This is a genomic window from Phreatobacter aquiterrae, from assembly GCF_053471285.1.
Genome location: NZ_JBJPHW010000008.1, coordinates 108847 through 131117, shown reverse-complemented (window position 1 = coordinate 131117; position 22271 = coordinate 108847). Strand labels below are relative to the sequence as shown.

Genomic DNA, 22271 nt, shown 5'->3' with positions numbered 1-22271 from the left:
AACGAGCTGGGCGAGCCACTCTGGTCGGGCCGGGTTCTTGGGTCCCGGCTCACGAAGCGGGGATCGGAGCGTTTTCGGATCAGGAAGTCAACGCGGATTTGCGTGATCTCCACGGTCTCGCCGCCTTCTGACCGTCATGCGGGCACGATGCCGGCGACGGTGCAGCCAAGTGCCGCAGGTTCAGGCAATTCGCAGACGCCTGTCCTACCCCTGCCGTTGGGGAAGAAAATTCGCCCCCGATTCCCGCCGACAGAAGACGTTGTCTACTCGGCAGCCTGCCGCGGCTCGACGAGGAAGCCTCCCGACTGGCGCGCCCAGAGCCCGGCATAGAGCCCCCCGCGGGCGAGGAGCGCGTCGTGGGTTCCCTCCTCCACGATGCGGCCCTGATCGATCACCACCAGCCGGTCCATGATCTTCAGGGTCGACAGGCGGTGGGCGATGGCGATGACGGTCTTGCCGCCCATCAGCTCGCCGAGGCTCTCCTGGATCGCCGCCTCCACCTCGCTGTCGAGGGCGGCCGTCGCCTCGTCGAGGATGAGGATCGGCGCGTCCTTGAGGATGACGCGCGCGATGGCGATGCGCTGGCGCTGGCCGCCGGAGAGCTTGACGCCGCGCTCGCCGACATGGGCGTCGTAACCCGTCCGGCCGTTGATGTCCCTGAGAGCCGGGATGAAGGCGTCGGCATGGGCCCGCGCCGCTGCGGTCTCCATCATCGTCTCGCTGGCCCCGGCCTTTCCGTACATGATGTTGTCGCGGATGGATCGGTGCAGCAGCGAAGTGTCCTGCGTCACCACCGAGATCGCTTGCCTGAGACTCTCCTGCGTGACGGTCTGCACGTCCTGCCCGTCGACCCGGATCGCGCCCTGCTCCACGTCGTGGAAGCGCAGCAGCAGGTTAACCAGGGTCGACTTGCCGGCGCCCGATCGGCCGACCAGGCCGACCTTCTCGCCCGGCTTCACGGTAAGCGACAGGTCGCGGATCACCGGCAGGTCGGCCCGGCCATAGCCGAAGGTGACATGGTCGAAGACGATCTCGCCTCCGGCGACGGCGAGCGGGCGGGCGCCCGGCTCGTCCTGCATGGCGAGCGGGCGGGCGATCGACCCCATGCTCTCCTGCACGACACCGACATTTTCGAAGATTCCCTGGATCTCCATGGCGACCCAGCCGGACATGGCGATGATCTGCACCGTCAGCGGCAGCACCATGGCCACGGTGCCGATCTCGATGCTGCCGGCCTGCCAGAGGAGGACGGCAAGCGTCCCGGCGGCCGCCAGAAGGGTCGCGTTCAGCAGGTTGAGCAACATGAAGAACAGCGTGTTGATCCGGTGCTGGGCGATGAAGGCGCCGTTGAGGTCCAGCATGCTGTCGCGGATGTAGCGGTCCTCGTCGGCGGTGCGGGCGAAGAGCTTGACGGTCAGAATGTTGGTGTAGCTGTCGACGACCTTGCCCGTGACCGCCGAACGCTTGGCGGAGGCCGCACGCGAGCGCTCCTTCATGCCCGGAATGCAGGTTACCAGCAGGACGACGTAGAGACAGAACCAGGCGAGGATCGGCAGGGCCAGCCGCCAGTCCTGCATCATCATCAGGGCGATTGAGGCGACGCCGTAGAACAGGATGTGCAGGACGGAGCGCATCAGCGCGAGCGTCGTCTCGCGCACGGCGCCACCCGCCTGCATGACATGGTTGGCGATGCGCCCGGCGAAATCGTTCTGGAAGAAGCCGAGCGACTGGCGGATGACGTGGTGGTGGCTCTGCCAGCGCGTCAGGGTGTTGAGCGGCGCGGAGATACCGTGGTTGGAGATGGTCCTCTGCAGGAACAGCACGAAGGGCCGCGCCACAAGCACGACGAAGAGCATGGCCGCGAAGGTCGGCCACGCCGTGGCGAACAGCGCCTCGCGCGGCGTTTCGGTCATGACCGCGACCAGCCGCCCGATGAAATAGGGCACGGCCGTTTCCAGCACGGCCGCAACCATGCCGACCACGAAGAGCGCGGCGAAGAGCCATTTCGCCTGCGAAATGAAATACCAGTAGAACGCCAGAAGCCCAGGCGGCGGCCCGCCATCGGGAGGCGTGGCGACAGGGTCGATGCGGGTTTCGAGGTAACGCAGCATGGAAATGGGATGTCCGGACGAAAAGCGCGCCGGCCCCGACGGCGGTGGCGCCACGGGGACAACGCATGGAAACGGGAAAGGATGATCAGATGGCATTGTGACGCGGTCGCGGTCCGGCGTCGACCCCTCTGCGGCGGCGGCCTGCCGGCTGCTGACAGGCGGCGGATCACGGGGACCTGAAACGCAAGAACCCCGGCCTGGCAGCCGGGGTTCTGCTGGAGCTGCGAAGGATCAGGGGGACCGATCAGTCGCAGATGCGCACGGTCTGGCGACGCAGGCCGTAGGGGGTGTCGACCCAGCGGCGGGTCAGGTAGCAGTCAGAGGCATAGCCGTAGCCAGCGTGGGCGCGGGAAGAGGCGATCGCGCCGCCGACGATCAGGCCGGTGGCGAGGGCGCCGACGCCCCAGCCGATGTGGCGGCGATGCCACGGGCCGGCTTCGGCCTGGGAAGAGATGCCGACCGACAGGGTGGCGACGGCGAGGGCGGCGATGGCGAGGGTCTTGATGCGGTTCATGGCGAGGTTCCTTGGGGTCAGGTGGGGCTCGTTTGCCCCGGTCCTCCATGGGTTGCGACGCCAGTGAAAAAGGTTCGGGCCCGACGCGATTATTTTTCGCGCGGGCCCGAGGCCATCTTGGAAGAAAGGAGAGCGTCAGGCGGCGGAAACGACCTGCCCGTAGTCGGCGACCTGGGCGAGGTGGTGGTCGGCATCGCCGAACAGCGTGTCGAGCATGGTCAGTCGCTTGAAATAGTGGCCGGCCTTGTACTCCATCGTCATGCCGATGCCGCCATGCAGCTGGATGCCCTGCTGACCGATGAACTTCGCCGAGCGGCCGATCTGCACCTTGGCGGCGGAGGCGAGAGCCCGCCGCTCCGTCGCATCCTCGGTGGCGGCGGTCATCGCGGCGAACATCGCCATGGACCGCGCCTGTTCGAGCGCCACGAACATCTCGGCGGCACGGTGCTGCAGCGCCTGGAACGCGCCGATGTTGATGCCGAACTGCTTGCGCTGCTTGAGGTAGTCGACGGTGAGGTCGGTCAACTCGCTCATTGCGCCGACGGCCTCGGCGCAGATGGCGGCGATGGCCTCGTCGGCGACGGCCTCGAGGACGGCGAGGCCGCCCTCGGGATCGCCGAGCACGCCGGCCGGCTCGACACGAACGCCCGACAGCGTGATCTCGGCAGCATGTGTGCCGTCCTGTGTTGGCGAGGAGCGGCGGCCGACGCCAGACGCATCTCCCGCCACCATGAAGAGGCCGATGCCGCCGGGGTCGCGGCGAGAGCCGGCGGTGCGGGCCGAGACGATCAGCCGGTCGGCCGTGCCGCCGTTCACCACCACCGCCTTGTCGCCGTCGAGAATGTAGGAGGCGCCATCCTTCTTCGCGGAGGTCGTGACGTCGAAGAGGTCGTAGCGCGAGTGACGCTCCGTGGTGGCGAGCGCGAAGGTGCGCGATCCGTCGGCGATGGCCGCGATGTGCTCGGCCTTCTGCTCGGCCGATCCGGCGCGCTTCAGGACACCGCCGCCGAGGATGACGGTGGCCAGATAGGGCTCGAGGACGAGGTATTTTCCGAAGCTCTCGGCCAGCAGCATGGTCTCGACGGGTCCGCCGCCGAAGCCGCCATCCTCTTCTGAAAACGGCAGGCCGAGGATGCCGAGTTCGGCGAACCTGGCCCAGACGTCGGGGCTCCAGCCACCCGGCAGGGCGGCGATCTTCTGGCGCGCTTCGAAGTCATAGGTGTCGGACAGGAAGCCCTCCACCGAGTCCTTGAGGAGCTGCTGTTCTTCGGTCAGGTCGAAATCCATGGCAAAGCCTGCTGATCGCTTTTGGGGAGGGTGCGGGGTTGCGTGGCCCTGAGGGAGTGCGTCCTTCGAGGCTCGCTTCGCTCGCACCTCAGGATGAGGAGGGTTGTATCCGGCATCGGCGATTGGCCGACGCCCGCTTCGCTTGCCCCCCTCGATGCATGTCTCCGCTCGTCCTCATCCTGAGGTGCGAGCGAAGCGAGCCTTGAAGGACGCACTCCACTGGTGCAGGGCGGGGCGTCATAGCCCCAGCACCGCCTTTGCGATGATGTTCTTCTGGATCTCGTTGGAGCCGCCGTAGATCGAGACCTTGCGCACGTTGAAATAGGTCGGCGCGATGGTCTGCGCCCATTCGGGACCGATCGGCGGTTCGTTGGAGCCGGGCTCTTCCGGCGTGAACGGCGCCGAGTGCGGGCCGATCACCTCCATCAGCAGTTCGGTCGTCGCCTGCTGCAGTTCCGAGCCCTTGATCTTGAGGACGGAGGAGGCCGGATCGGGCTTGCCCTTCTCGCGCTTCTTCTCACCCGCGATGACCCGCAGCTGGGTGATCTCCAGCGCCTTCAACTCGATCTCAACCTCGGCGATCTTCTCGCGGAAACGCGGGTCCTCGATCAGCGGGCGCCCCGACCGCTGTTCGATCGCCGCCATCTCCTTGATCTTGCGGATGCGCTGCTTGGAGATGCCGACGCGGGCGATGCCGGTGCGCTCGTTGCCGAGCAGGAACTTGGCGTAGTCCCAGCCCTTGTTCTCCTGGCCGACGAGGTTCTCCAGCGGCACCTTCACGTCGTCGAAGAAGACCTCGTTGACCTCGTGGCCGCCGTCGATCGTCTGGATCGGCTTCACCGTGATGCCCGGGGTCTTCATGTCGACGAGGATGAAGGAGATGCCCTCCTGCTTCTTCACGGTGGCGTCGGTGCGGGCGAGCACGAAGATCCAGTCGGCATACTGCCCGAGCGTCGTCCAGGTCTTCTGGCCGTTGATGATCCAGTGGCCATCGACCTTCTCGGCCTTGGTCTTGAGGCCCGCGAGATCGGAGCCAGCGCCGGGCTCGGAGAAGCCCTGGCACCACCAGTCGTCGAGACTGGCGATGCGCGGCAGGAAGCGCTTCTTCTGCTCCTCGGAGCCGAAGGTGTAGATGACCGGGCCGACCATGGAGGTGCCGAAGGCGAGCGGCGGCGGCGACGGCGCCATCATCATCTCCTCGAGGAAGATGTACTGCTTCACCGCGTCCCAGCCCGTGCCGCCATAGGCGACCGGCCAGTGGGCGACGCCCCAGCCCTTCTCGTTGAGCGTCTTCTGCCAGAAGACGATGTCGTCGCGGCTCGCATGGTGCCCGGCGGCCAGTTTCTCGCGCAGCGCTTTCGGCAGCTTGGCGTCGATGAAGGCGCGCACTTCCTTGCGGAAAGCGATCTCCTCGTCGGTGAACCTCAGTTCCATGCGGAGCCTCCTCAAAATGCCGTGCCGCAAGCCGCGGGGTGGTCGCTTCCTCGTCGCCCGGAAAACATACCGATGCGAATGTTTCTTGATCGCATTGAAGCCTCGCCCGCGGGCGAAGGCAACAGGAACCTCACGGACGGGCATCCCTCGAACGGCAGGATCACGCCGGGCCTCGCATGGCAGGTGCCGCCCTGCCGCCGAGCGCGGCGGACCGGGCCATGGCACAGTCGGGCAGAACACGAACGGGAGGGCCTGGCATGGCATTCGACTTCAAAGGCAAGCGCGTGGTGGTCTGCGGCGGCAGCCGTGGCATCGGGCGGTCCATCGCGCTGGGATTTGCCGCGGCGGGCGCAGGCGTCTCCATCTGCGCGCGCGGCGAGGACGGGCTGAAGGCGACAGCCGCCGAGATCGCGGCGCATGGCGTGACGACGCACTTCGCGCCCTGCGACCTCGCAAATGCGGACGCCATTGCCGGCTACATCCCGGCTGCCGCCAAGGCGCTCGGCGGCATCGACGTGCTGGTGAACAACGCCTCCGGCTTCGGCATGGGCGACACCGAGGACGGCTGGGCCAAGGGCCTCAACGTCGACATCATGGCGACGGTGCGCGCCAGTCATGCGGCGCTGACCTTCCTCGAAGGGGCCAAGGGCGCCTCCATCGTCAACATCGCGTCGATCTCGGGCTACCGCCCGTCGATCCGCACGGCGGCCTATGCGGCGGTGAAGGCGGCGGTCATCCAGTACACCACCAGCCAGGCCGCGGCGCTCGCGCCGAAGGGCATCCGCGTCAATTGCGTTGCCCCCGGCTCGATCGAGTTTCCGGGAGGCACCTGGGAGGCGCGCCGCACCGCCGACCCGGCGCTCTACAACAAGGTGCTGGGTGCAATCCCCTTCAACCGGCTTGGCACGCCGGAGGAGATCGCCAACGTCGTCCTGTTCCTCGCCTCGCCCTATGCGAGTTGGGTGACGGCGCAGACGGTGGTCGTGGACGGGGGGCAGTTGTTGGGGTGACATGAAAAAAGGCGGGCCCTGGCCCGCCTTTCCGCTTCAAAATTTGCGGCCTTACGCCAGCGTGTAGGCGGTCTTCACAGTCGTATAGAACTCGCGGGCATAGGCGCCCTGCTCGCGCGGTCCGTAGCTCGAGCCCTTCCGGCCGCCGAACGGTACATGATAGTCGACGCCCGCCGTCGGCAGGTTGACCATGACCATGCCGGCCTCGGAGTTGCGCTTGAAGTGCGAGGCGTATTTCAGCGAGGTCGTGCAGATGCCGGACGACAGACCGAACTCGGTATCGTTGGCGATCGCCAGCGCCTCGTCATAGTTCTTCGCCCGCACGACCGATGCCACCGGCCCGAAGATCTCCTCGCGGGCGATGCGCATGGTGTTCGTCACCTCGGTGAACAGCGCCGGCTGCAGGTAGAAGCCCGGGTTGTCGCGGTTGAGGCGCTCGCCGCCCCAGTGGAGCTTGGCGCCCTCCTCGCGGCCTATGGCGATGTACTTCTCGTCCTGCTCGAGCTGGCTCTGGTCGACCACCGGGCCGATATGCGTGCCGGCCTTCAGCGCATCATCGACGACGAGGCCCTTCAGCCGCTCGGTCAGCGCATCGACGAAACGGTCGTGGATGCCCTCCGTGACGATGAGCCGCGAGGAGGCGGTGCAGCGCTGGCCGGTGGAGAAGAAGGCACCGTTGGCGGCGCATTCGACGGCCACGGCGAGATCGGCGTCGTCGAGCACCACGAGCGGGTTCTTGCCGCCCATCTCCAATTGCACCTTCTTCATCGGCGTCGAGGCGACGCAGGCGGAGGCGACACGCCGGCCGGTCGCCACCGAGCCGGTGAAGGAAATCGCGGCGACATCGGGATGCTCCAGCATGGCCTGGCCGACCACCGAGCCGCGGCCCATGACGATGTTGAGGACACCTTTCGGCAGGCCGGCCCGGTTGAGGATATCGACCAGCGCCCAGGCCGAGCCGGGCACGAGATCGGCCGGCTTGATGACCACGGTGTTGCCGTAGGCAAGCGCTGGAGCCAGCTTCCAGGCGGGAATCGCGATCGGGAAATTCCACGGCGTGATCATGCCGACGACGCCGACCGCCTCGCGGGTGATCTCGATGCCGACGCCCGGGCGGATCGAATTGACCAGTTCGCCGTTGAGGCGCAGCGCCTCAGCGGCGAAGAAGGAGAGGATCTGGCCGGCGCGGGTGGCCTCGCCGATGCCCTCCGGCAGGGTCTTGCCCTCCTCGCGGGAGAGCAGCGCGCCGAGTTCCTCCTTGCGCGCCATCACCTCGTTGGAGGCCTTCATCAGCACGTCGTAGCGGAGCTGCGGGTTGGAGCGGCTCCAGGCCGGAAAGGCCTCCTTGGCCGCGGCGACGGCCGCCATCAAGTCCTCGACCGTCCCTTGCGCATATTCGCCCACCACCTCGTTGGTGTTCGACGGATTGAGGTTCGGCGCGGCCCTGGCCGGGGAAACAAACTCGCCGGCAATGAAATTGCGGAACACGGTGGTCATGGGCCTTGCCTCCTCGCACGAACGTTGCGGGACCGGTTCGGGCGCGCTGCCGTCCGGTCCGTCTCGGGGCCGGCACAGAACCACAATCGGGCACTCGCGACCAGTCCGGGTGCCATGCGCCCCGGGCGGCCCGGCCCCGCAGGCTGCGCTCAGCGCACGGCAGCCCCGTCGGCGGCGAGCCGCGCCGCGAGGGCGGCGACCTTCTCCGGCGTCAGCCCGCCGACGCCACCGACGATCGTGTCGCGCACAGGCTTCACTCCGATGAAGCTGAGAATGTTCCGCTTCAGCGCCCTGAGGCTGTGGGCGAAGAAGAACCAGCGATAGGCGATGGCCGGCATGCCCATGGTGACGACGATATGGGCCGTTCGACCCGCCATGAGCTTTTCCGGAAAGCCCTTGTCGCGATAGCGGAAGGCGAACCCCGGGCGGCAGGCCTGCTCGAGGAAGGCCTTGAGCAGGGCCGGCATGGAGCCGAGCCAGAGCGGGTAGATGATGACCCAGTGCTCCGCCCAGGCCAGCGTCTCCTGGGCCTGCACGATGGCGGGATCGGCGACCCCGCCCTCGAAATCGGCCTGGGTGCGGAGGAAACCGATCGGCAGCGCGGTGACCTCGATGGTCCTCACCTCGTGCCCGGCATTCCCCGCACCTTCCGCATAGGCGGCCGCGAGGTGCCGGCACAGGCGTTCCGGCGCCGGATCGGGATGGCCCTGAATGATGGCGATGCGCCGGGGAGCCATGGCTTCAGGCCCTGGCGACGGGCGTGGCGATTTCAAAGGCGGCGCGAGCGATGTCCTGCAGATGCATGGCCTCGTCGGCATAGATGCCCATGGTCTCCACCGCGAAGCGGAACTCCGCATCGACGAATTCGAGCGGCGATCGGACCTTGGACCAGGCGCGGATCCGCTCGCCGTTGGCCCTCAGCCGCTCGGCAGCGAAATCACGCAGTTCCGCGCCGACGGCGGCGACCACGGCCGGCATGGCGGCGAGAGTGGCAACCGCATCCGGAGCGGGCGCGGCCGCGGCCGGGCGCGCTGCACTGTCGGGTGTCCTGGAAAGCATGGTCTCCTCCAAGCTGGGCAAACGGACATCACACATGCACCACGCCGCCGACGGGGTCCCTGCGCTGGATCAAGAAGGCCTTTGGCCGGATCGACCGCAGGCGAGGCAGCGCCTAGACTTGTCCAACGACATGCCGGAGACACCGGCCGCATCGGAACCATCATGCCCCCTTCGATCCCCCTCCTGCCGCCCAATGCCGAGCAGATGGCCTCGCCGTCCTTTCGAATGCCGGCTCTCGATCAGGACTTCCTGCTGGCCGACGAGCAGCGCGGGCTGCGTTTCATGCTCGAATATGCGAAGGCCGAGCAGATCCTCCGCCACTGGGGCGTGAAGTCCACCATCGTGGTGTTCGGCAGCGCCCGCGTCCACGAAAACGGCAACCCCCGCCATGCCGCCTGGTATGCGGCGGCGCGGGCCTTCGGACGCATCGCGTCGCGGCACGGCGGCGCCATGAACGTCGGGGCGAAGGAGCGCGAGAACGTCATCGCCACCGGCGGCGGGCCGGGGCTGATGGAAGCCGCCAACCGCGGCGCGGCCGAGATCGGCGCCCCGTCCATCGGCTTCAACATCCGTCTGCCGCACGAGCAGGAGCCGAACGCCTATTCGACCCCCGACCTCACCTTCCAGTTCCACTATTTCGCCATGCGCAAGATGCATCTCGCCATGCGCGCCAATGCCCTGGTGGTGTTCCCCGGCGGCTTCGGTACCTTCGACGAATTGTTCGAGATCCTCGCCCTCGTCCAGACCGGCAAGATGCGGCGGGTGCCCGTGGTGCTCTTCGACGAGGCCTACTGGCGCGCCGTGGTCAACTTCGAGGCGCTCGCCGACGCCGGCATGATCGCGATGGACGACCTCTCCCTCCTGCAGTTCGCCGATACGCCAGAGGGCATCTGGGAGCTCATCGCCAATGCCGAGGGGATCGCCCCCTACGATCCCCGGACCACGCCTGACCAGAAGGAAACCGGCTGATGCCCGTCCGCATCCACGTCCTCGGCGCAGCCCATGTCGTCACCGGGTCCTGCTACTTCTTCGAGGCCAACGGCCGGCGCATCCTCGTCGACTGCGGCATGTTCCAGGGAACCAAGACGCTGAAGGCCCTCAACTACGGCGATTTCCCCTTCGAGCCGGACCGGCTCGACGCCGTGCTCCTGACCCACGCCCATATCGACCATTCCGGCCTCATCCCGAAGCTCGTCAAGGCGGGCTATCGCGGACCGATCCACGCCACCCGCCCGACCATCGACCTGTGCTCGATCATGCTGCCGGATTCCGGCCACATCCAGGAGATGGAAGTCGAGCAGCTCAACCGGCGCAATGCGCGCGGCGGCGGCCCGAGCGTGGAGCCGATCTACACGGCCGAGGATGCCGTGGCGACGATGGCGCAGTTCCGTCCCGTCGAATATGGCCGCTGGCTCGACCTCGGCGGCGGCGTGCGCGCCCGCTGGTGGAATGCCGGCCACATCCTCGGCTCGGGCTCCATCGAGATGGAGTTCGCCGATGGTGAGAAGCCGCTGCGCGTCCTGATGTCCGGCGATCTCGGACCCGATGCCAAGCTCTTCCATCCCGACCCGGATGGCCCGGTCGACCTCGATCTGGTCATCTGCGAGGCGACCTATGGCGACCGCGATCGTCCCGAGACGACCGTCGCCGACCGCCGCAACCAGCTCGCCGCCGAGGTCAGGTCCGCCCACGGCCGCGGTGGCCCGCTGCTCATTCCCTGCTTCGCGGTGGAACGGACGCAGGAGATCCTCTCGGACCTCATCGACCTGATGGATCACGGCGCCATTCCGCGGGCGCCCATCTTTCTCGATTCCCCGCTGGCGATCCGCGCCACCGACATCTTCCGCACCCACGCCGGATCGCTCGAGGCGGGCGGGGCGCTCGCCCGCATCGACACCTCGCCCGACGTGCGGTTCACCGAGAGCGTCGACCAGAGCAAGGCCCTGGCGCGCCTGCGCGGCTTCCACATCGTCATCGCCGCCAGCGGCATGGCGGAGGCCGGCCGCATTCGCCATCACCTCAAGAACCACCTGTGGCGCTCGTCCACCACCGTTCTCTTCGTCGGCTACCAGGCGCAGGGAACGCTCGGCCGCATCCTGCTCGACGGCGCCTCCTCGGTGACCATCCAGGGCGATGCCGTCAGGGTGAAGGCCGACATCCGCATCATCGACAGCTATTCCGGTCATGCCGACCGGAGCGAAGTGCTCACCTGGCTGAAGGAGCGCGGGCCGATCCGCGGTGCGGTGGCCCTCGTCCATGCCGAAGAGCGGGCGCTGGAGGCCTTCGCGCCGATCGTCGGCGCCGAGGTCGTCAGCCCCGAGCGTGTGCTGAGCCCTCGCCTCGACGACATTATCGAACTCAGCCGCGGCACGGCGCGTCTCGTGCTGCCCGCCCATCCGCGCCGCCTTGACCCGGAAAAGGTAACGGCGCCCGACTGGCACAACGCGTCCGCCGCCTTCCTGCTCGACCTCAGGGATGCCCTCGACCAGGCCGCCGACGACCGCGCCCGCGGCGTGATCCTGCGGCGGCTGAAGAAGGCTCTCGCGGAAGGGGCCTGAGCCGCCGTCCCCGGATGAGCCCCTGTCATGTCCGCTGTCCCCTTCCGCCGGGCCGCCAAACAATCCTAGTGTCTGCGGCCCCGGGATCAGCTTCGGACAGGACATGCCCAGACCGCGCCCCTCCACTGCGCTCGACCACATCCGCGTTCTCGACCTGACCCGCGTCAGGGCCGGCCCGACCTGCTGCCGCGTCCTCGCCGATTTCGGCGCCGACGTGATCAAGATCGAGGCGCCGCCCGGCGTCGATCCGAACGAAACCATGTCGGGCGACCGCCACGGCTTCGACATGCAGAACCTGCATCGCAACAAGCGGTCGCTGGCCCTGAACCTGAAGACCGCAGAGGGGCGCGCCGTCTTCCTGAAGCTGGTAGAGACCGCCGACGTGGTGGTCGAGAACTACCGGCCCGACGTCAAGGACCGGCTCGGCATCGGCTACGAGGCGCTGAAGGCGGTGAACCCGCGCATCATCCTCGCCTCGGTCTCCGGCTTCGGCCAGACCGGCCCCTACCGCACCCGCGCCGGCTTCGACCAGATCGCCCAGGGCATGGGGGGCCTCATGGCGATCACCGGTCATGCCGGCCAGGGACCGATGCGGGCCGGCATCGCGGTCGCCGATTCCGCCGCCGGCATCTATGCGGCGACCGGCATCATGGTCGCCCTGGCCGAGCGCGAGAAGTCGGGCGAGGGCCAGTGGGTGCAAACCTCGCTCCTGCAGGCGATGATCGCCATGTGCGACTTCCAGGCCGCCGTCTACACGGTCGACGGCAAGGTGCCGCCGCAGAACGGCAACGACCACCCGCATTCGACGCCGATGGGCGTGCTGCCGACCGCTGACGGCTACGTCAATGTCGGCGTCGGCGGCGAGGGCCAGTGGAAGAGCTTCTGCAAGGCCGTCGGACGAGACGATCTCGCCGACCATCCCGACTATGCGACCGCGAGGCAGCGCTTCCGCCACCGCCCTGCCCTGATGGGCCTGCTCGGCGATCTGTTCCGCACGCAATCGACCGGGTACTGGCTCGATCGGCTGGAGAGCGGGGGTGTGCCGGCCGGCCCCATCTACACCATGGACGAGGTCTTCGCCGATCCGCAGGTCGAGCATCTCGGCATGGCCGTGCCGATCCACCACCACGCCCGCGGCGACATCCGCCTCATCTCCCAGCCGCTCGTCATGTCGCGCACGCCGCCCACGGTCCAGACGCCGGTGCCCGAGCCCGGCGAGCATACCGACGAGGTTCTGGCCGAGGCAGGCTTCTCGCCCGCCGACATCGCGCGCCTGCGCGCCTCCAAGATCGTCTGACGTTTCGTTTGAAAGGACATCCCTTGACCCAAGGCTCCGAGCACAAGCCCTCCGTGCGCTATGCAGCGGCGAACGGCATCGCCACGCTGACCATCGACCAGCCCGCCAAGATGAACGCCATGACGTTCGACATGTGGTCGAGCGTGCCGGGACTGGTGAAGCGCGCCGAAGAGGATCGCTCCGTCCGGGTCATCGTCGTCACCGGTGCGGGCGAGAAGGCCTTCTGCGCCGGCGCCGACATCTCCCAGTTCGGCGAGAAGCGCACCGGCGAGGAGGCCGTGCGCGCCTATGACCGGGCCGTCGCCGACGGCATGGCCGCCATCCACAATGCCGCAAAGCCCACCATCGCCGTCATCCGCGGCATCTGCTTCGGCGGTGGCTGCGCCCTGGCGCTGACCTGCGACCTGCGCTTCGCCACCTCCGATTCCCGTTTCCGCGTCCCGGCCGCCCGCCTCGGCCTTGGCTATGGCTTTTCCAGCATCAAGATGATGATCAAGAAGCTCGGCATGGCGGCGGTCGCCGACATTCTCATCTCCGCCCGCATCCTCGACGCCGCTGACGGCGAGCGCGCCAACGTCATCCATCGCGCCTGGCCGCGCGAGAGCTTCGAGACGGAAGTGCAGGCCTATCTCGACACGGTGGCCGCCAACGCGCCCTTGACCCTTGCCGCGATCAAGCGCTCGCTGGTCGAACTGTCGAAGCCGGAAGCCGAGCAGGATGCCGAGGCTGTCGATGCCCTGGTCGCGCGCTGCTTCAACTCCGCGGACTACAAGGAGGGCCAGAAGGCGTTCCTCGAAAAGCGACTGCCCGACTTCAGGGGCGAATGACCGGGAGGACGGAGCCATGGATCTCGGATTGGCCGGCAAGAAGGTCGTCGTCACCGGCGCTTCCAAGGGCATCGGCCTCGCCTGCGCCGAAGTCTTCGCGGCCGAGGGCGCCCATGTCGTCATGGTGGCCCGCGATGCGCGCCGCCTCTCGGCAGTCTCGGCGGAACTGAAGGGCCGGCATCAGGGGCCGGTGGAGTTCACCACCGCCGACCTGTCGCGCCCGGCCGATCGCGAGGCGCTGTGGGCCAACCACCGGGACGCCGACATTCTCATCAACAATGCCGGCGCGATCCCTGCCGGCGGCCTGCTCGACCTGTCGCTGGAACGCTGGGAGGAGGCCTGGGCGCTCAAGGTGATGGGCTACATCCACCTGACGAAGCTGGCGCTCGGTGTCATGAAGGACCGCGGCGGCGGGGTGATCGTCAACGTCATCGGCATGGGCGGCCGCCTGCCGCGCTACGATTACGTCTGCGGCGGCGCCGGCAATGCCGCGCTCATCGCCTTCACCGGCGCCGTCGGCGGCAAGTCGCAGGAATGGGGCGTCCGCATCTTCGGCATCAATCCGGCTGCAACGCGTACGGACCGCATCATCTCGCTGTCCAAACAAAAGGCAGTTGCCGCCTTTGGCGACGAGAGCCGCTGGGAGGAGCTGCTCACGGGCCTGCCGCTCAGCCGGCTCATCGAGCCCAGGGAAATCGCCAATGCGGCGGCATTCCTCGCATCGCCGGCCTGCGGCTACGTCTCGGGCGCGACACTCGACGTGGATGGCGGGATGGCGTTCAGGGGTTGAGACAAGGTGCCACTGGCGGCTTGGCTCATGTCTTGCTTATGATACAAGCCCTTTGCAAGGCCGGCCCGTCCGCGTCGACCGAATGGCATGGAAGGACGATCCTGTGAGCAGCCCGCGCTTCACCACCCGGCCCGAGATCGACGGCACCTTCGGCGTCGTAGCCACCACGCACTGGATCGCCTCGGCCGTTGCCATGGGCATCCTCGAGCGCGGCGGCAACGCCTTCGACGCCGGCTGCGCCGCAGCCTTCACACTGCAGATCGTCGAGCCGCATCTGAACGGCCCGGGCGGAGACGTCCCCGTCATCCTCTATGACACGAGGAAGGAAGCCGTCGAGGTGATCTGCGGCCAGGGGCCTGCGCCCGCCGGCGCCACAATCGCGCACTACCGCTCGCTCGGCCTTGATCTCGTGCCCGGCACCGGCCTTCTCGCCACCTGCATCCCCGGCGCCTTCGACACCTGGATGCTGATGTTGCGCGACTACGGCACCATGCGCCCGCGCGACGTGCTGGAAGCGGCCATCTCCTACGCCCGCAACGGCTATCCGCTGGTCGAACGCATCACGGCGACCATCCGGACGGTGGAAGGCCTGTTCCGCGAGCACTGGCCGACCTCGGCAGCCGTCTATCTGCCGGGTGGCGAGGTGCCGAAGCCGGGAGACCTCTTCACCAACGTCAAGCTCGCCGAAACCTACGAGCGGGTCCTGCGCGAAAGCGAAGGCGGCACCCGCGAGGACGAGATCGCCCGCGCCCGCTTCGTCTGGAGCCAGGGATTCGTCGCCGAGGCCATCGACAGGTTCTGCCGCACCGAGGCGGTCTATGACGTCACCGGCCAGCACAATCGCGGCGTCCTCACCGGCCAGGACATGGCAACCTGGAAGGCCAGCGTCGAGGCGCCCATCCACTACGACTACGGCCGCTACCGCGTCTTCAAGCCCTCGACCTGGAGCCAGGGCCTCGCCTGCCTGCAGCAGCTCTCCCTGCTCAACGGCATGGGCCTCGACGGCATCGACGTGGCCGGCCCCGACTTCGTCCACCTCGTCACCGAGGCCGCCAAGCTGGCCTTCGCCGACCGCGAGGCCTTTTACGGCGATCCGGACTTCGTCGACGTGCCGATCGCGACCCTCCTGTCGGACGCCTACAATGCCGAGCGCCGCAAGCTGATCGGCGACACGGCCTCGCTGGAGCTGCGCCCCGGCACCATCGCCGGCGCGGGCGGCAAGGTCGATGCGCGCGTTGCCACCGGCAAGCGCGTGGCGGTCGGCGCCACGGGCGCAGGCGAACCAACCGTCGGCGACATCGAGACTGACACTGACGGCGTGACCCGCGGCGACACGGTGCATTTCGACATCATCGACCGCTGGGGCAACATGGTCTCATCGACCCCCTCCGGTGGCTGGCTGCAGTCCTCCCCCATCATTCCCGATCTCGGTTTCTGCCTGGGATCGCGGGCGCAGATGTTCTGGCTCGACGAGACCCATCCGGCGGCGCTCGTGCCCGGCAAGCGGCCGCGCTCGACGCTGACCCCGACCATCGCCTATCGCGACGGCGCACCCTACCTCGCGTGGGGCTCGCCCGGCGGCGACCAGCAGGACCAGTGGATCCCGCAGATGTTCCTGCGCCACGTCCATGCCGGCATGAACCTGCAGGAGGCGATCGACGCGCCCGCCTGGCATACCGAGCACTTCCCCGGCTCCTTCTGGCCGCGCACCTCGCGGCCCGGCGTCATCGTCGTCGAGAGCCGGTTCCCGGAGGCGACCATCGCCGAACTCCGCCGCCGCGGCCACGAGGTCGAGGTCGGCGGCGCATGGTCGGAGGGTCGCCTCACGGGCGCGCGCAAGGAGGGCCATCGCCTGAAGGCCGCCGCCAACCCGCGCGGCATGCAGGGCTACGCGGTCGGGCGATGAGGATGGTGTCATGACCTGGTCGATCATTGCGAGCGACGAGACGACAGGGGCCATCGGCATCGCCGTGGCAACCCGCTTCTTTGCCGTCGGCGCGCTTTTGCCGCACATCGATCCGGCCGCCGGAGCGGTGGCGACGCAGGCGCTGATCAATCCGACTTATGGCCCGCGCGGCCTGAGGCTGCTGCGCGAGGGAGTTCCGGCCGATGAGGTCGTCCGGCTCCTGACGGCCTCGGACGCCGGAGAGAGCCAGAGACAGTTGCATGTCATGGACAAGGCGGGACGGTTCGCCGCCCACACGGGGTCCGGATGCGTCGACTGGTGCGGCCATGCCATCCACGATGGCTTCTCGGTCGCCGGCAACATGCTGGCCGGTCCCGGAGTGATCGCCGAAACTGCGCGCGCCTTTCGGGACGGGGCCGCCCTGCCCTTCGCGCGGCGGCTCATCGCGGCGCTCAAGGCGGGCGAGGCGGCAGGGGGCGACAAGCGCGGCAAGCAGTCGGCCGCGCTCCTCATCCACGAGGGCGAGGAATACCCGAGCCTGTCGCTGCGTGTCGACGACCATGCCGATCCGCTCGCCGAACTGGAGCGGCTGGAGAAGGTCTCGCGCGAGCGCTTCGTCCATTTCGCCCGCTTCTTCGCCACCAAGGATGATCCGAGCGGCACCTATGACCGCGACGTCATCAACGCCGCCATCGATGCAGCCCTCGCCCGAGGGGCGGACCAGGACTGACCCTTTCATGAACCCGCAGAAGAGTGCGTTACGCGCCGAACCGACAGAGGACAGAACCCCATGACAACGACCTTGCGACGGACTTTCACCTGGACGGCCAGTGCCTTCCTCCTTGCCGCCTCGCTCACCGGCGCGGCGGCCCAGCAGCCGGTGCTGCGCATCGGCCTTGCCGAGGACCCGGACGTTCTCGATCCCACCCGCGGCCGCACCTATGTCGGCCGCATCGTCTTCGCCTCGATCTGCGACAAGCTCTTCGACATCGATGACAAGCTCGCCATCGTCCCGCAGCTCGCGCTGTCCCATGAGACCTCCGCCGACGGCAAAACGGTCACCATCAAGCTCAGGCCCGGCGTCAAATTCCACGACGGCGAAACCATGGACGCCGAGGCCGTCAAGTTCTCGCTCGAGCGCCACATGACCATGCAGGGCTCGTTCCGCCGGCCCGAACTCTCCGCCATCGACAAGGTCGAGGTGGTCGACCCGCTGACCGTCCGCCTGCTCCTGAAGCAGCCCTTCTCGCCGCTTCTTTCGCAGCTCACCGACCGCGCCGGCATGATGGTCAGCCCCAAGGCCGCCCGTGAACTCGGTGAGCGCTTCGGCTCGACGCCGGTCTGCGCCGGTCCCTACAGGTTCGTCGAGCGCGTCCAGCAGGACCGCATCGTGGTCGAGCGTTTCGCCGACTACTGGGACAAGGACAAGGTTACGATCCAGCGAATCGAGTATCGCCCGATCGCCGATGCCACCGTGCGCCTCGCCAACCTGCGCTCCGGCCAGCTCGACCTGATCGAGCGGGCGCTCGCCACCGACGTGCCACAGATCCGCGCCAATGCGCAGCTCCGCCTCGCGGTTGGCGTCGATCTCGGCTACCAGGGCGTGACGCTGAACCTTGCCAAGTCGGATGCCGGCAAGCAGGCCTTTGGGCGCGATCCGCGCATCATGCAGGCCTTCTCGCTCGCCATCGACCGGCAGGCGCTGAACCAGGTCGTGTTCAACGGCGCGGCCATGCCAGGCAACCAGTGGATCAACCCGCAGAACCCCTACTACCAGTCCCGCTTCCCCGTGCCGCAGCGCGACGTCGCCAAGGCGCGCCAGCTGATGCAGGCGGCCGGCGTCACCGGGCCCCTCGCCGTCGACTTCATGGTGCCGAACAACCCGGAAGTGCGGCAGATCGCCGAGGTGCTGCAGGCCATGACGGCGGAGGCCGGCTTCGACCTGAAGATCCGCGTCACGGAGTTCGCCACCTCCCTCCAGGAGGCCGAGCAGGGCCGCTACCAGGCCTACATGCTCAACTGGTCGGGCCGCACCGACCCTGACGGCAACCTGTTCTCCTTCCACGGTTGCCGCCAGCCGCTGAACTATTCGGGCTATTGCAACCCGGCCGCCGAGGCTCTGCTCGCCGAAGCGCGCACCAAGACGGACGCGGCCGAGCGCAAGGCGATCTACGAGAAGCTGACGGAGCTGCTGCTCACCGAGGGCGGCATCGTCTATCTCTACCATCGCCCGGTGGTCATCGTGCATTCCGCCCGTCTGGAAGGCTTTCGTGCCTTCCCCGACGGCCTGGTGCGCGTCGTCGGCCTGAAGTTCCGCGCAAACTGACGGCCGGCCATGTTCACACTGATCACCAGGCGGCTCCTTCAGCTCATCCCGACGATCTTCTTCGTGTCGGTGCTGATCTTCCTCCTGCAGCAATTGCTGCCGGGGGACCCCGCGCTCGTCATGGCGGGCGAGGAGAAGGACCCGGAGGTGATCGAGCAGATCCGGAAGCGCTACCGCCTCGACCAGCCGCTGCCGATCCAGTACCTCGCCTGGATCGGCGGCGTCTTCCGCGGCGATCTCGGAGAGAGCATGCGCCTCTCCGAGCCTGTCGCCACCCTCGTCGCGCAGAAGCTGCCGGTCACCGTGCAGCTCGCGGTCATGGCGATGATCTTCACCCTCGGCATCGGTATTCCCGCCGGCATCATCTCGGCGGTGAAGAAGGACAGCGTCTGGGACTACGTCGTCAACGTCGTGGCTCTCTGGGGCATCTCGACGCCGAATTTCTGGCTTGGGATCATGATGATCTTTCTGTTCTCTGTGCAGCTCGGCTGGCTGCCGGCCTCGGGCTATGTCTCGCCCTTCGAGGATTTCTGGGCCTCCATGGCCGCGACCATCATGCCGGCCTTCGTGCTCGGCAATTCCTTCGCCGGCGTCATCATGCGACACACCCGCGCAGCCATGCTGCAGGTGATGGAGAGCGACTATGTGCGCACCGCCCGCGCCAAGGGGCTCGACGAACGGACGGTCATCCTCAAGCACGGCCTGCGCAATGCGCTGACCCCGGTCATCACGCTCGGCGCGCTCGAATTCGGCACGCTGCTGTCGGGCGCCGTGCTGACGGAGCAGATCTTCTCCATTCCGGGCTTCGGCAAGCTCATCGTCGATGCCGTCTTCAACCGCGACTATGCGGTGGTGCAGGGCGTCGTGCTGGTGACGGCCACGACCTACATCGTGCTGAACCTGTTGGCCGATATCGGCTACATCCTCGCCAACCCGCGCCTGAGGACCTGAGCCATGGCCCTCGCCTCCACCCTCCCTGCCGTTGGCGATGAAACCTACGAGAGCCCGGGCGCGCGCGCGTGGCGGCGGCTGAAGAAGCGCCGCACCGCCATGGTGGCGCTGGTCCTCCTCGCCCTGCTGGCGATCCTCGCCATCTTCGCGCCGCTCATCGCGACCCACGACCCGACGCAGCAGAGCTGGCGCGCCGTCAGGCAGGCGCCATCCTTCGCCCACTGGCTAGGCTCCGACGAGGTCGGCCGCGATATCTTCTCACGCGTCGTCTACGGCACCCGCGCCTCGCTCTCGGCCGGCGTGATCTCCGTCGCCATCGCCATTGTTGCCGGCGTCCCGCTCGGGCTTCTGGCCGGCTATGTCGGCGGCTGGACCGACGCGCTGATCTCGCGCGTCACCGACGCCATGCTCGCCTGCCCCTTCCTCATCCTCGCGATTGCACTCGCCGCCTTCCTCGGCCCCTCGCTGCAGAACGCCATGATCGCCATCGGCATCACCGCGACGCCCGTCTTCGTGCGCCTGACCCGCGGCCAGGTGCTGTCGATCAAGATGGAGGACTATGTCGAGGCGGCCCGCGCGGTCGGCAACACCAAGGTGCGCATCGCCTGGAAGCATATCCTGCCCAATGTCATGCCGCAGCTCCTCGTGCAGGGCACGCTGACGATCGCCACCGCCATCATCGCGGAGGCCTCGCTCTCCTTCCTCGGCCTCGGCCAGCAGCCGCCTGCTCCCTCCTGGGGATCGATGCTCAACGTCGCGCAGCGCTTCCTGTCGAACGCGCCGTGGATGGCGATCTTCCCGGGCCTTGCCATCTTCATCACCGTGCTGAGCTTCAACCTGCTCGGCGACGGCCTGCGCGACGCGCTGGACCCGAAGGCGAAATAGCCTTCGACTGGTGTTGCGGTGCGTGCGCTGGCACAACTGCCACCGCACCACAGCAGGCAGGCCATGACCGAACTCAATCTCGACGGATATACCAATGTTCCCGCCGGCAAGATCGCCGCTGTCGTGACCTATCTGGAGATGGGCGAACGGCCGGTCGCGGCCATCGCCGACCCGCTCGTGCTGCAGCACGTCCCGGCGCCCGACCTTACCTGGTACCGCGCCTTCTACGCCGCGATCGGCCTCGACTGGCTGTGGACCTCGCGCCTGCTGATGAGCGACGGGGCACTCGCGGCCATCCTTCACCGGCCCGGCAACGAACTCTTCGTCGCCGACGGCGCGGATGGCGAGACCGGGATCGTCGAACTCGATCGCCGCGATCCCTCGAATGTCGAGATCTCCTTCTTCGGCCTGAAGCCCGGCGCGACCGGACAGGGACTTGGCCCGCGCATGATGGCCGCAGCCCTCGACAAGGCCTGGCAGCCCGAAACGCGGCGCGTCTGGCTGCACACCTGCACGCTCGATCATCCGGGCGCGCTGAACTTCTACCGCCGCTGTGGTTTCGTTCCCTTCAGGCGGGCCATCGAGGTGATCGACGACCCGCGCTGCACCGGCCGCATTTCGCGCGACGCTGCCCCGCGCATCCCGATCCTCTGAAGTCGCGGAAAGCGCCGGCCCTCAGCGACCCGGCAGGTCCGGCACCGGCGTCCAGATGACGTCCTCGATGTGCCGTGCCCCGCTGGCGAGCATGACGAGCCGCTCGAAGCCGAGCGCGATGCCGGAGGTCGGCGGCATGTGGGCAAGAGCCGCCAGCAGGTCTTCGTCGATCGGGTAGGCCTCGCCATAAACGCGGGACTTCTCCGCCATCTCGGCCTCGAACCGGCGGCGCTGCTCGTTCGGATCGGTCAGTTCGCCGAAGGCGTTCGCCAGTTCGACGCCGCAGGCATAGAGCTCGAAGCGCTCGGCAACGCGGGGGTCCGATGCCTTGGGCCGGGCCAGCGCCGCCTCGCTCACCGGATACTCGCAGAGGATCGTCGCCTGGCCGAAGCCGAGACGCGGCTCGACCCGTTCCACGAGCACCTTCGAGAAAATGTCGGCCCAGCCGTCATCGTCCGAAACGCGGATGCCGGCGGTCCGGGCGGCGGCCGCGAGAGCGTCGCGGTCGGTCTTTCCCGAAGCGGCGATGGTGGCGAGGAGGTCAATGCCGGCATGGCGCTCGAAGGCCTCCGCAAGCGTAAGCCGTTCCGGCTCGAGAGCGGGATCACAGCTTGCCTCACGCCAGACGAGGGCATCGCGCTCCGTCACCGCGCAGGCGAGGCGCAGCAGGTCGGCGCAATCGGCCATCAGGCGCTCATAGGTCTCGCCGACGCGGTACCACTCGACCATCGTGAATTCCGGATGGTGCAGCGGCCCCCGCTCGCGATTGCGGAAGACGCGGGCGAAATCGACGATGCGCGTCTCGCCGGCGGCGATCAGCTTCTTGGCAGCGAATTCCGGAGAGGTGTGGAGAAAGAGCGGCGCCCGCCGTCCGTCGATCGTTACCGCCTCCGTGGCGAAGGCGTGCAGGTGAGCCTCGTTGCCAGGCGAGACCTGCAGGATGCCGGCCTCGACCTCGGTGAAGTGCCGTTCCGCGAACCAGCCGCGCAAAGCTACCTTGATCCGCCCGCGCGCCGTCAGGAAAGGCCGGCGGTCGGCGTGGCGGTGAATGTCCCACCAGGGCGATGGCTGCTGGCTCATGCTCGTCCGGTCCCCTGATCGACCCATGACTTTCGGCGTCATTGCGGACGCGCCCTCCCCCTCATAGGCTCCGCCGCGATCAACG

General features: G+C 67.8%; 20 protein-coding genes. 12 read left to right on the top strand and 8 right to left on the bottom strand.

Annotation, left to right across the window (positions count from 1 at the left end; genetic code table 11):
- Window positions 1-263: 263 nt before the first annotated feature.
- The 4 genes from ACJ4V0_RS13810 to pimC form a co-directional block, all read right to left on the bottom strand.
- A complete protein-coding gene (locus ACJ4V0_RS13810; protein WP_448300165.1) occupies window positions 264-2111 on the bottom strand; it encodes an ABC transporter ATP-binding protein in 1848 nt (615 codons plus the stop codon).
- A 244-nt stretch (window positions 2112-2355) separates the two neighbouring features.
- Entirely contained in the window at window positions 2356-2625 is a 270-nt protein-coding gene (locus tag ACJ4V0_RS13805) for a hypothetical protein (protein ID WP_448300164.1), read from the bottom strand.
- 135 nt (window positions 2626-2760) lie between these two features.
- Window positions 2761-3912: an acyl-CoA dehydrogenase family protein gene (locus ACJ4V0_RS13800; RefSeq protein WP_448300163.1), complete on the bottom strand. Its 1152-nt coding sequence runs from the start codon at window positions 3910-3912 to the stop codon at window positions 2761-2763.
- 237 nt (window positions 3913-4149) lie between these two features.
- Window positions 4150-5346 (bottom strand): pimeloyl-CoA dehydrogenase large subunit, encoded by a 1197-nt coding sequence (gene pimC / locus ACJ4V0_RS13795; protein ID WP_448300162.1) that lies wholly within the window; start codon window positions 5344-5346, stop codon window positions 4150-4152.
- 257 nt (window positions 5347-5603) lie between these two features.
- On the opposite strand from pimC, the gene ACJ4V0_RS13790 reads away from it, so the two are divergent.
- Window positions 5604-6356 (top strand): SDR family NAD(P)-dependent oxidoreductase, encoded by a 753-nt coding sequence (locus ACJ4V0_RS13790; protein ID WP_448300161.1) that lies wholly within the window; start codon window positions 5604-5606, stop codon window positions 6354-6356.
- 51 nt (window positions 6357-6407) lie between these two features.
- On the opposite strand, the gene ACJ4V0_RS13785 is transcribed toward ACJ4V0_RS13790, so the two are convergent.
- From ACJ4V0_RS13785 to ACJ4V0_RS13775, 3 genes are all read right to left on the bottom strand, one after another.
- A complete protein-coding gene (locus tag ACJ4V0_RS13785) occupies window positions 6408-7853 on the bottom strand; it encodes an aldehyde dehydrogenase family protein (RefSeq protein ID WP_448300160.1) in 1446 nt (481 codons plus the stop codon).
- A gap of 149 nt (window positions 7854-8002) precedes the next feature.
- Complete coding sequence (locus ACJ4V0_RS13780) at window positions 8003-8590, bottom strand: NAD(P)H-dependent oxidoreductase (RefSeq protein WP_448300159.1); 588 nt, start codon at window positions 8588-8590, stop codon at window positions 8003-8005.
- Window positions 8591-8594: 4 nt separating this feature from the next.
- Entirely contained in the window at window positions 8595-8912 is a 318-nt protein-coding gene (locus ACJ4V0_RS13775) for a hypothetical protein (RefSeq protein WP_448300158.1), read from the bottom strand.
- Window positions 8913-9074: 162 nt separating this feature from the next.
- Here ACJ4V0_RS13775 and ACJ4V0_RS13770 point away from each other — a divergent pair, with 162 nt between their 5' ends.
- From ACJ4V0_RS13770 to ACJ4V0_RS13720, 11 genes are all read left to right on the top strand, one after another.
- Complete coding sequence (locus ACJ4V0_RS13770; RefSeq protein ID WP_448300157.1) at window positions 9075-9881, top strand: LOG family protein; 807 nt, start codon at window positions 9075-9077, stop codon at window positions 9879-9881.
- Entirely contained in the window at window positions 9881-11470 is a 1590-nt protein-coding gene (locus tag ACJ4V0_RS13765; protein ID WP_448300156.1) for an MBL fold metallo-hydrolase, read from the top strand. Before ACJ4V0_RS13770 ends, ACJ4V0_RS13765 begins: the two co-directional genes overlap by 1 nt.
- A gap of 103 nt (window positions 11471-11573) precedes the next feature.
- On the top strand, window positions 11574-12767 hold the full coding sequence (locus ACJ4V0_RS13760; RefSeq protein ID WP_448300155.1) for a CaiB/BaiF CoA transferase family protein: 1194 nt from the start codon (window positions 11574-11576) through the stop codon (window positions 12765-12767).
- Window positions 12768-12790: 23 nt separating this feature from the next.
- The gene (locus ACJ4V0_RS13755) at window positions 12791-13594 is read left to right on the top strand and encodes an enoyl-CoA hydratase (RefSeq protein WP_448300154.1); all 804 of its coding nucleotides are present in this window, start codon (window positions 12791-12793) and stop codon (window positions 13592-13594) included.
- Between the two features lie 16 nt (window positions 13595-13610).
- Window positions 13611-14384: a short-chain dehydrogenase/reductase gene (locus tag ACJ4V0_RS13750; RefSeq protein WP_448300153.1), complete on the top strand. Its 774-nt coding sequence runs from the start codon at window positions 13611-13613 to the stop codon at window positions 14382-14384.
- 103 nt (window positions 14385-14487) lie between these two features.
- Complete coding sequence (locus ACJ4V0_RS13745) at window positions 14488-16290, top strand: gamma-glutamyltransferase family protein (RefSeq protein WP_448300152.1); 1803 nt, start codon at window positions 14488-14490, stop codon at window positions 16288-16290.
- A 10-nt stretch (window positions 16291-16300) separates the two neighbouring features.
- Window positions 16301-17020 carry a DUF1028 domain-containing protein gene (locus tag ACJ4V0_RS13740; RefSeq protein ID WP_448300151.1) on the top strand — a complete coding sequence of 240 codons (720 nt, stop codon included), beginning with the start codon at window positions 16301-16303 and terminating at the stop codon, window positions 17018-17020.
- A gap of 60 nt (window positions 17021-17080) precedes the next feature.
- Window positions 17081-18616 carry an ABC transporter substrate-binding protein gene (locus tag ACJ4V0_RS13735; RefSeq protein WP_448300150.1) on the top strand — a complete coding sequence of 512 codons (1536 nt, stop codon included), beginning with the start codon at window positions 17081-17083 and terminating at the stop codon, window positions 18614-18616.
- Between the two features lie 9 nt (window positions 18617-18625).
- Window positions 18626-19567, top strand: coding sequence for an ABC transporter permease (locus ACJ4V0_RS13730; RefSeq protein ID WP_448300149.1), 942 nt, complete (start codon window positions 18626-18628; stop codon window positions 19565-19567).
- A gap of 3 nt (window positions 19568-19570) precedes the next feature.
- On the top strand, window positions 19571-20452 hold the full coding sequence (locus ACJ4V0_RS13725; RefSeq protein WP_448300148.1) for an ABC transporter permease: 882 nt from the start codon (window positions 19571-19573) through the stop codon (window positions 20450-20452).
- Window positions 20453-20515: 63 nt separating this feature from the next.
- Entirely contained in the window at window positions 20516-21106 is a 591-nt protein-coding gene (locus tag ACJ4V0_RS13720; RefSeq protein ID WP_448300147.1) for a GNAT family N-acetyltransferase, read from the top strand.
- Between the two features lie 21 nt (window positions 21107-21127).
- On the opposite strand, the gene epmA is transcribed toward ACJ4V0_RS13720, so the two are convergent.
- On the bottom strand, window positions 21128-22186 hold the full coding sequence (gene epmA, locus ACJ4V0_RS13715; RefSeq protein WP_448300146.1) for an EF-P lysine aminoacylase EpmA: 1059 nt from the start codon (window positions 22184-22186) through the stop codon (window positions 21128-21130).
- Between the last annotated feature and the right edge of the window lie 85 nt (window positions 22187-22271).

What these genes read in the sequence shown, in the direction of transcription:
- ACJ4V0_RS13810 (WP_448300165.1), bottom strand. Translation starts at nt 2,111, where the DNA reads ATGCTGCGTTACCTCGAAACCCGCATCGACCCTGTCGCCACGCCTCCC.
- ACJ4V0_RS13785 (WP_448300160.1), bottom strand. Translation starts at nt 7,853, where the DNA reads ATGACCACCGTGTTCCGCAATTTCATTGCCGGCGAGTTTGTTTCCCCG.
- ACJ4V0_RS13740 (WP_448300151.1), top strand. Translation starts at nt 16,301, where the DNA reads ATGACCTGGTCGATCATTGCGAGCGACGAGACGACAGGGGCCATCGGC.
- ACJ4V0_RS13800 (WP_448300163.1), bottom strand. Translation starts at nt 3,912, where the DNA reads ATGGATTTCGACCTGACCGAAGAACAGCAGCTCCTCAAGGACTCGGTG.
- ACJ4V0_RS13790 (WP_448300161.1), top strand. Translation starts at nt 5,604, where the DNA reads ATGGCATTCGACTTCAAAGGCAAGCGCGTGGTGGTCTGCGGCGGCAGC.
- ACJ4V0_RS13760 (WP_448300155.1), top strand. Translation starts at nt 11,574, where the DNA reads ATGCCCAGACCGCGCCCCTCCACTGCGCTCGACCACATCCGCGTTCTC.
- ACJ4V0_RS13775 (WP_448300158.1), bottom strand. Translation starts at nt 8,912, where the DNA reads ATGCTTTCCAGGACACCCGACAGTGCAGCGCGCCCGGCCGCGGCCGCG.
- epmA (WP_448300146.1), bottom strand. Translation starts at nt 22,186, where the DNA reads ATGAGCCAGCAGCCATCGCCCTGGTGGGACATTCACCGCCACGCCGAC.
- ACJ4V0_RS13770 (WP_448300157.1), top strand. Translation starts at nt 9,075, where the DNA reads ATGCCCCCTTCGATCCCCCTCCTGCCGCCCAATGCCGAGCAGATGGCC.
- ACJ4V0_RS13765 (WP_448300156.1), top strand. Translation starts at nt 9,881, where the DNA reads ATGCCCGTCCGCATCCACGTCCTCGGCGCAGCCCATGTCGTCACCGGG.
- ACJ4V0_RS13750 (WP_448300153.1), top strand. Translation starts at nt 13,611, where the DNA reads ATGGATCTCGGATTGGCCGGCAAGAAGGTCGTCGTCACCGGCGCTTCC.
- ACJ4V0_RS13720 (WP_448300147.1), top strand. Translation starts at nt 20,516, where the DNA reads ATGACCGAACTCAATCTCGACGGATATACCAATGTTCCCGCCGGCAAG.
- ACJ4V0_RS13725 (WP_448300148.1), top strand. Translation starts at nt 19,571, where the DNA reads ATGGCCCTCGCCTCCACCCTCCCTGCCGTTGGCGATGAAACCTACGAG.
- ACJ4V0_RS13805 (WP_448300164.1), bottom strand. Translation starts at nt 2,625, where the DNA reads ATGAACCGCATCAAGACCCTCGCCATCGCCGCCCTCGCCGTCGCCACC.
- pimC (WP_448300162.1), bottom strand. Translation starts at nt 5,346, where the DNA reads ATGGAACTGAGGTTCACCGACGAGGAGATCGCTTTCCGCAAGGAAGTG.
- ACJ4V0_RS13780 (WP_448300159.1), bottom strand. Translation starts at nt 8,590, where the DNA reads ATGGCTCCCCGGCGCATCGCCATCATTCAGGGCCATCCCGATCCGGCG.
- ACJ4V0_RS13735 (WP_448300150.1), top strand. Translation starts at nt 17,081, where the DNA reads ATGACAACGACCTTGCGACGGACTTTCACCTGGACGGCCAGTGCCTTC.
- ACJ4V0_RS13730 (WP_448300149.1), top strand. Translation starts at nt 18,626, where the DNA reads ATGTTCACACTGATCACCAGGCGGCTCCTTCAGCTCATCCCGACGATC.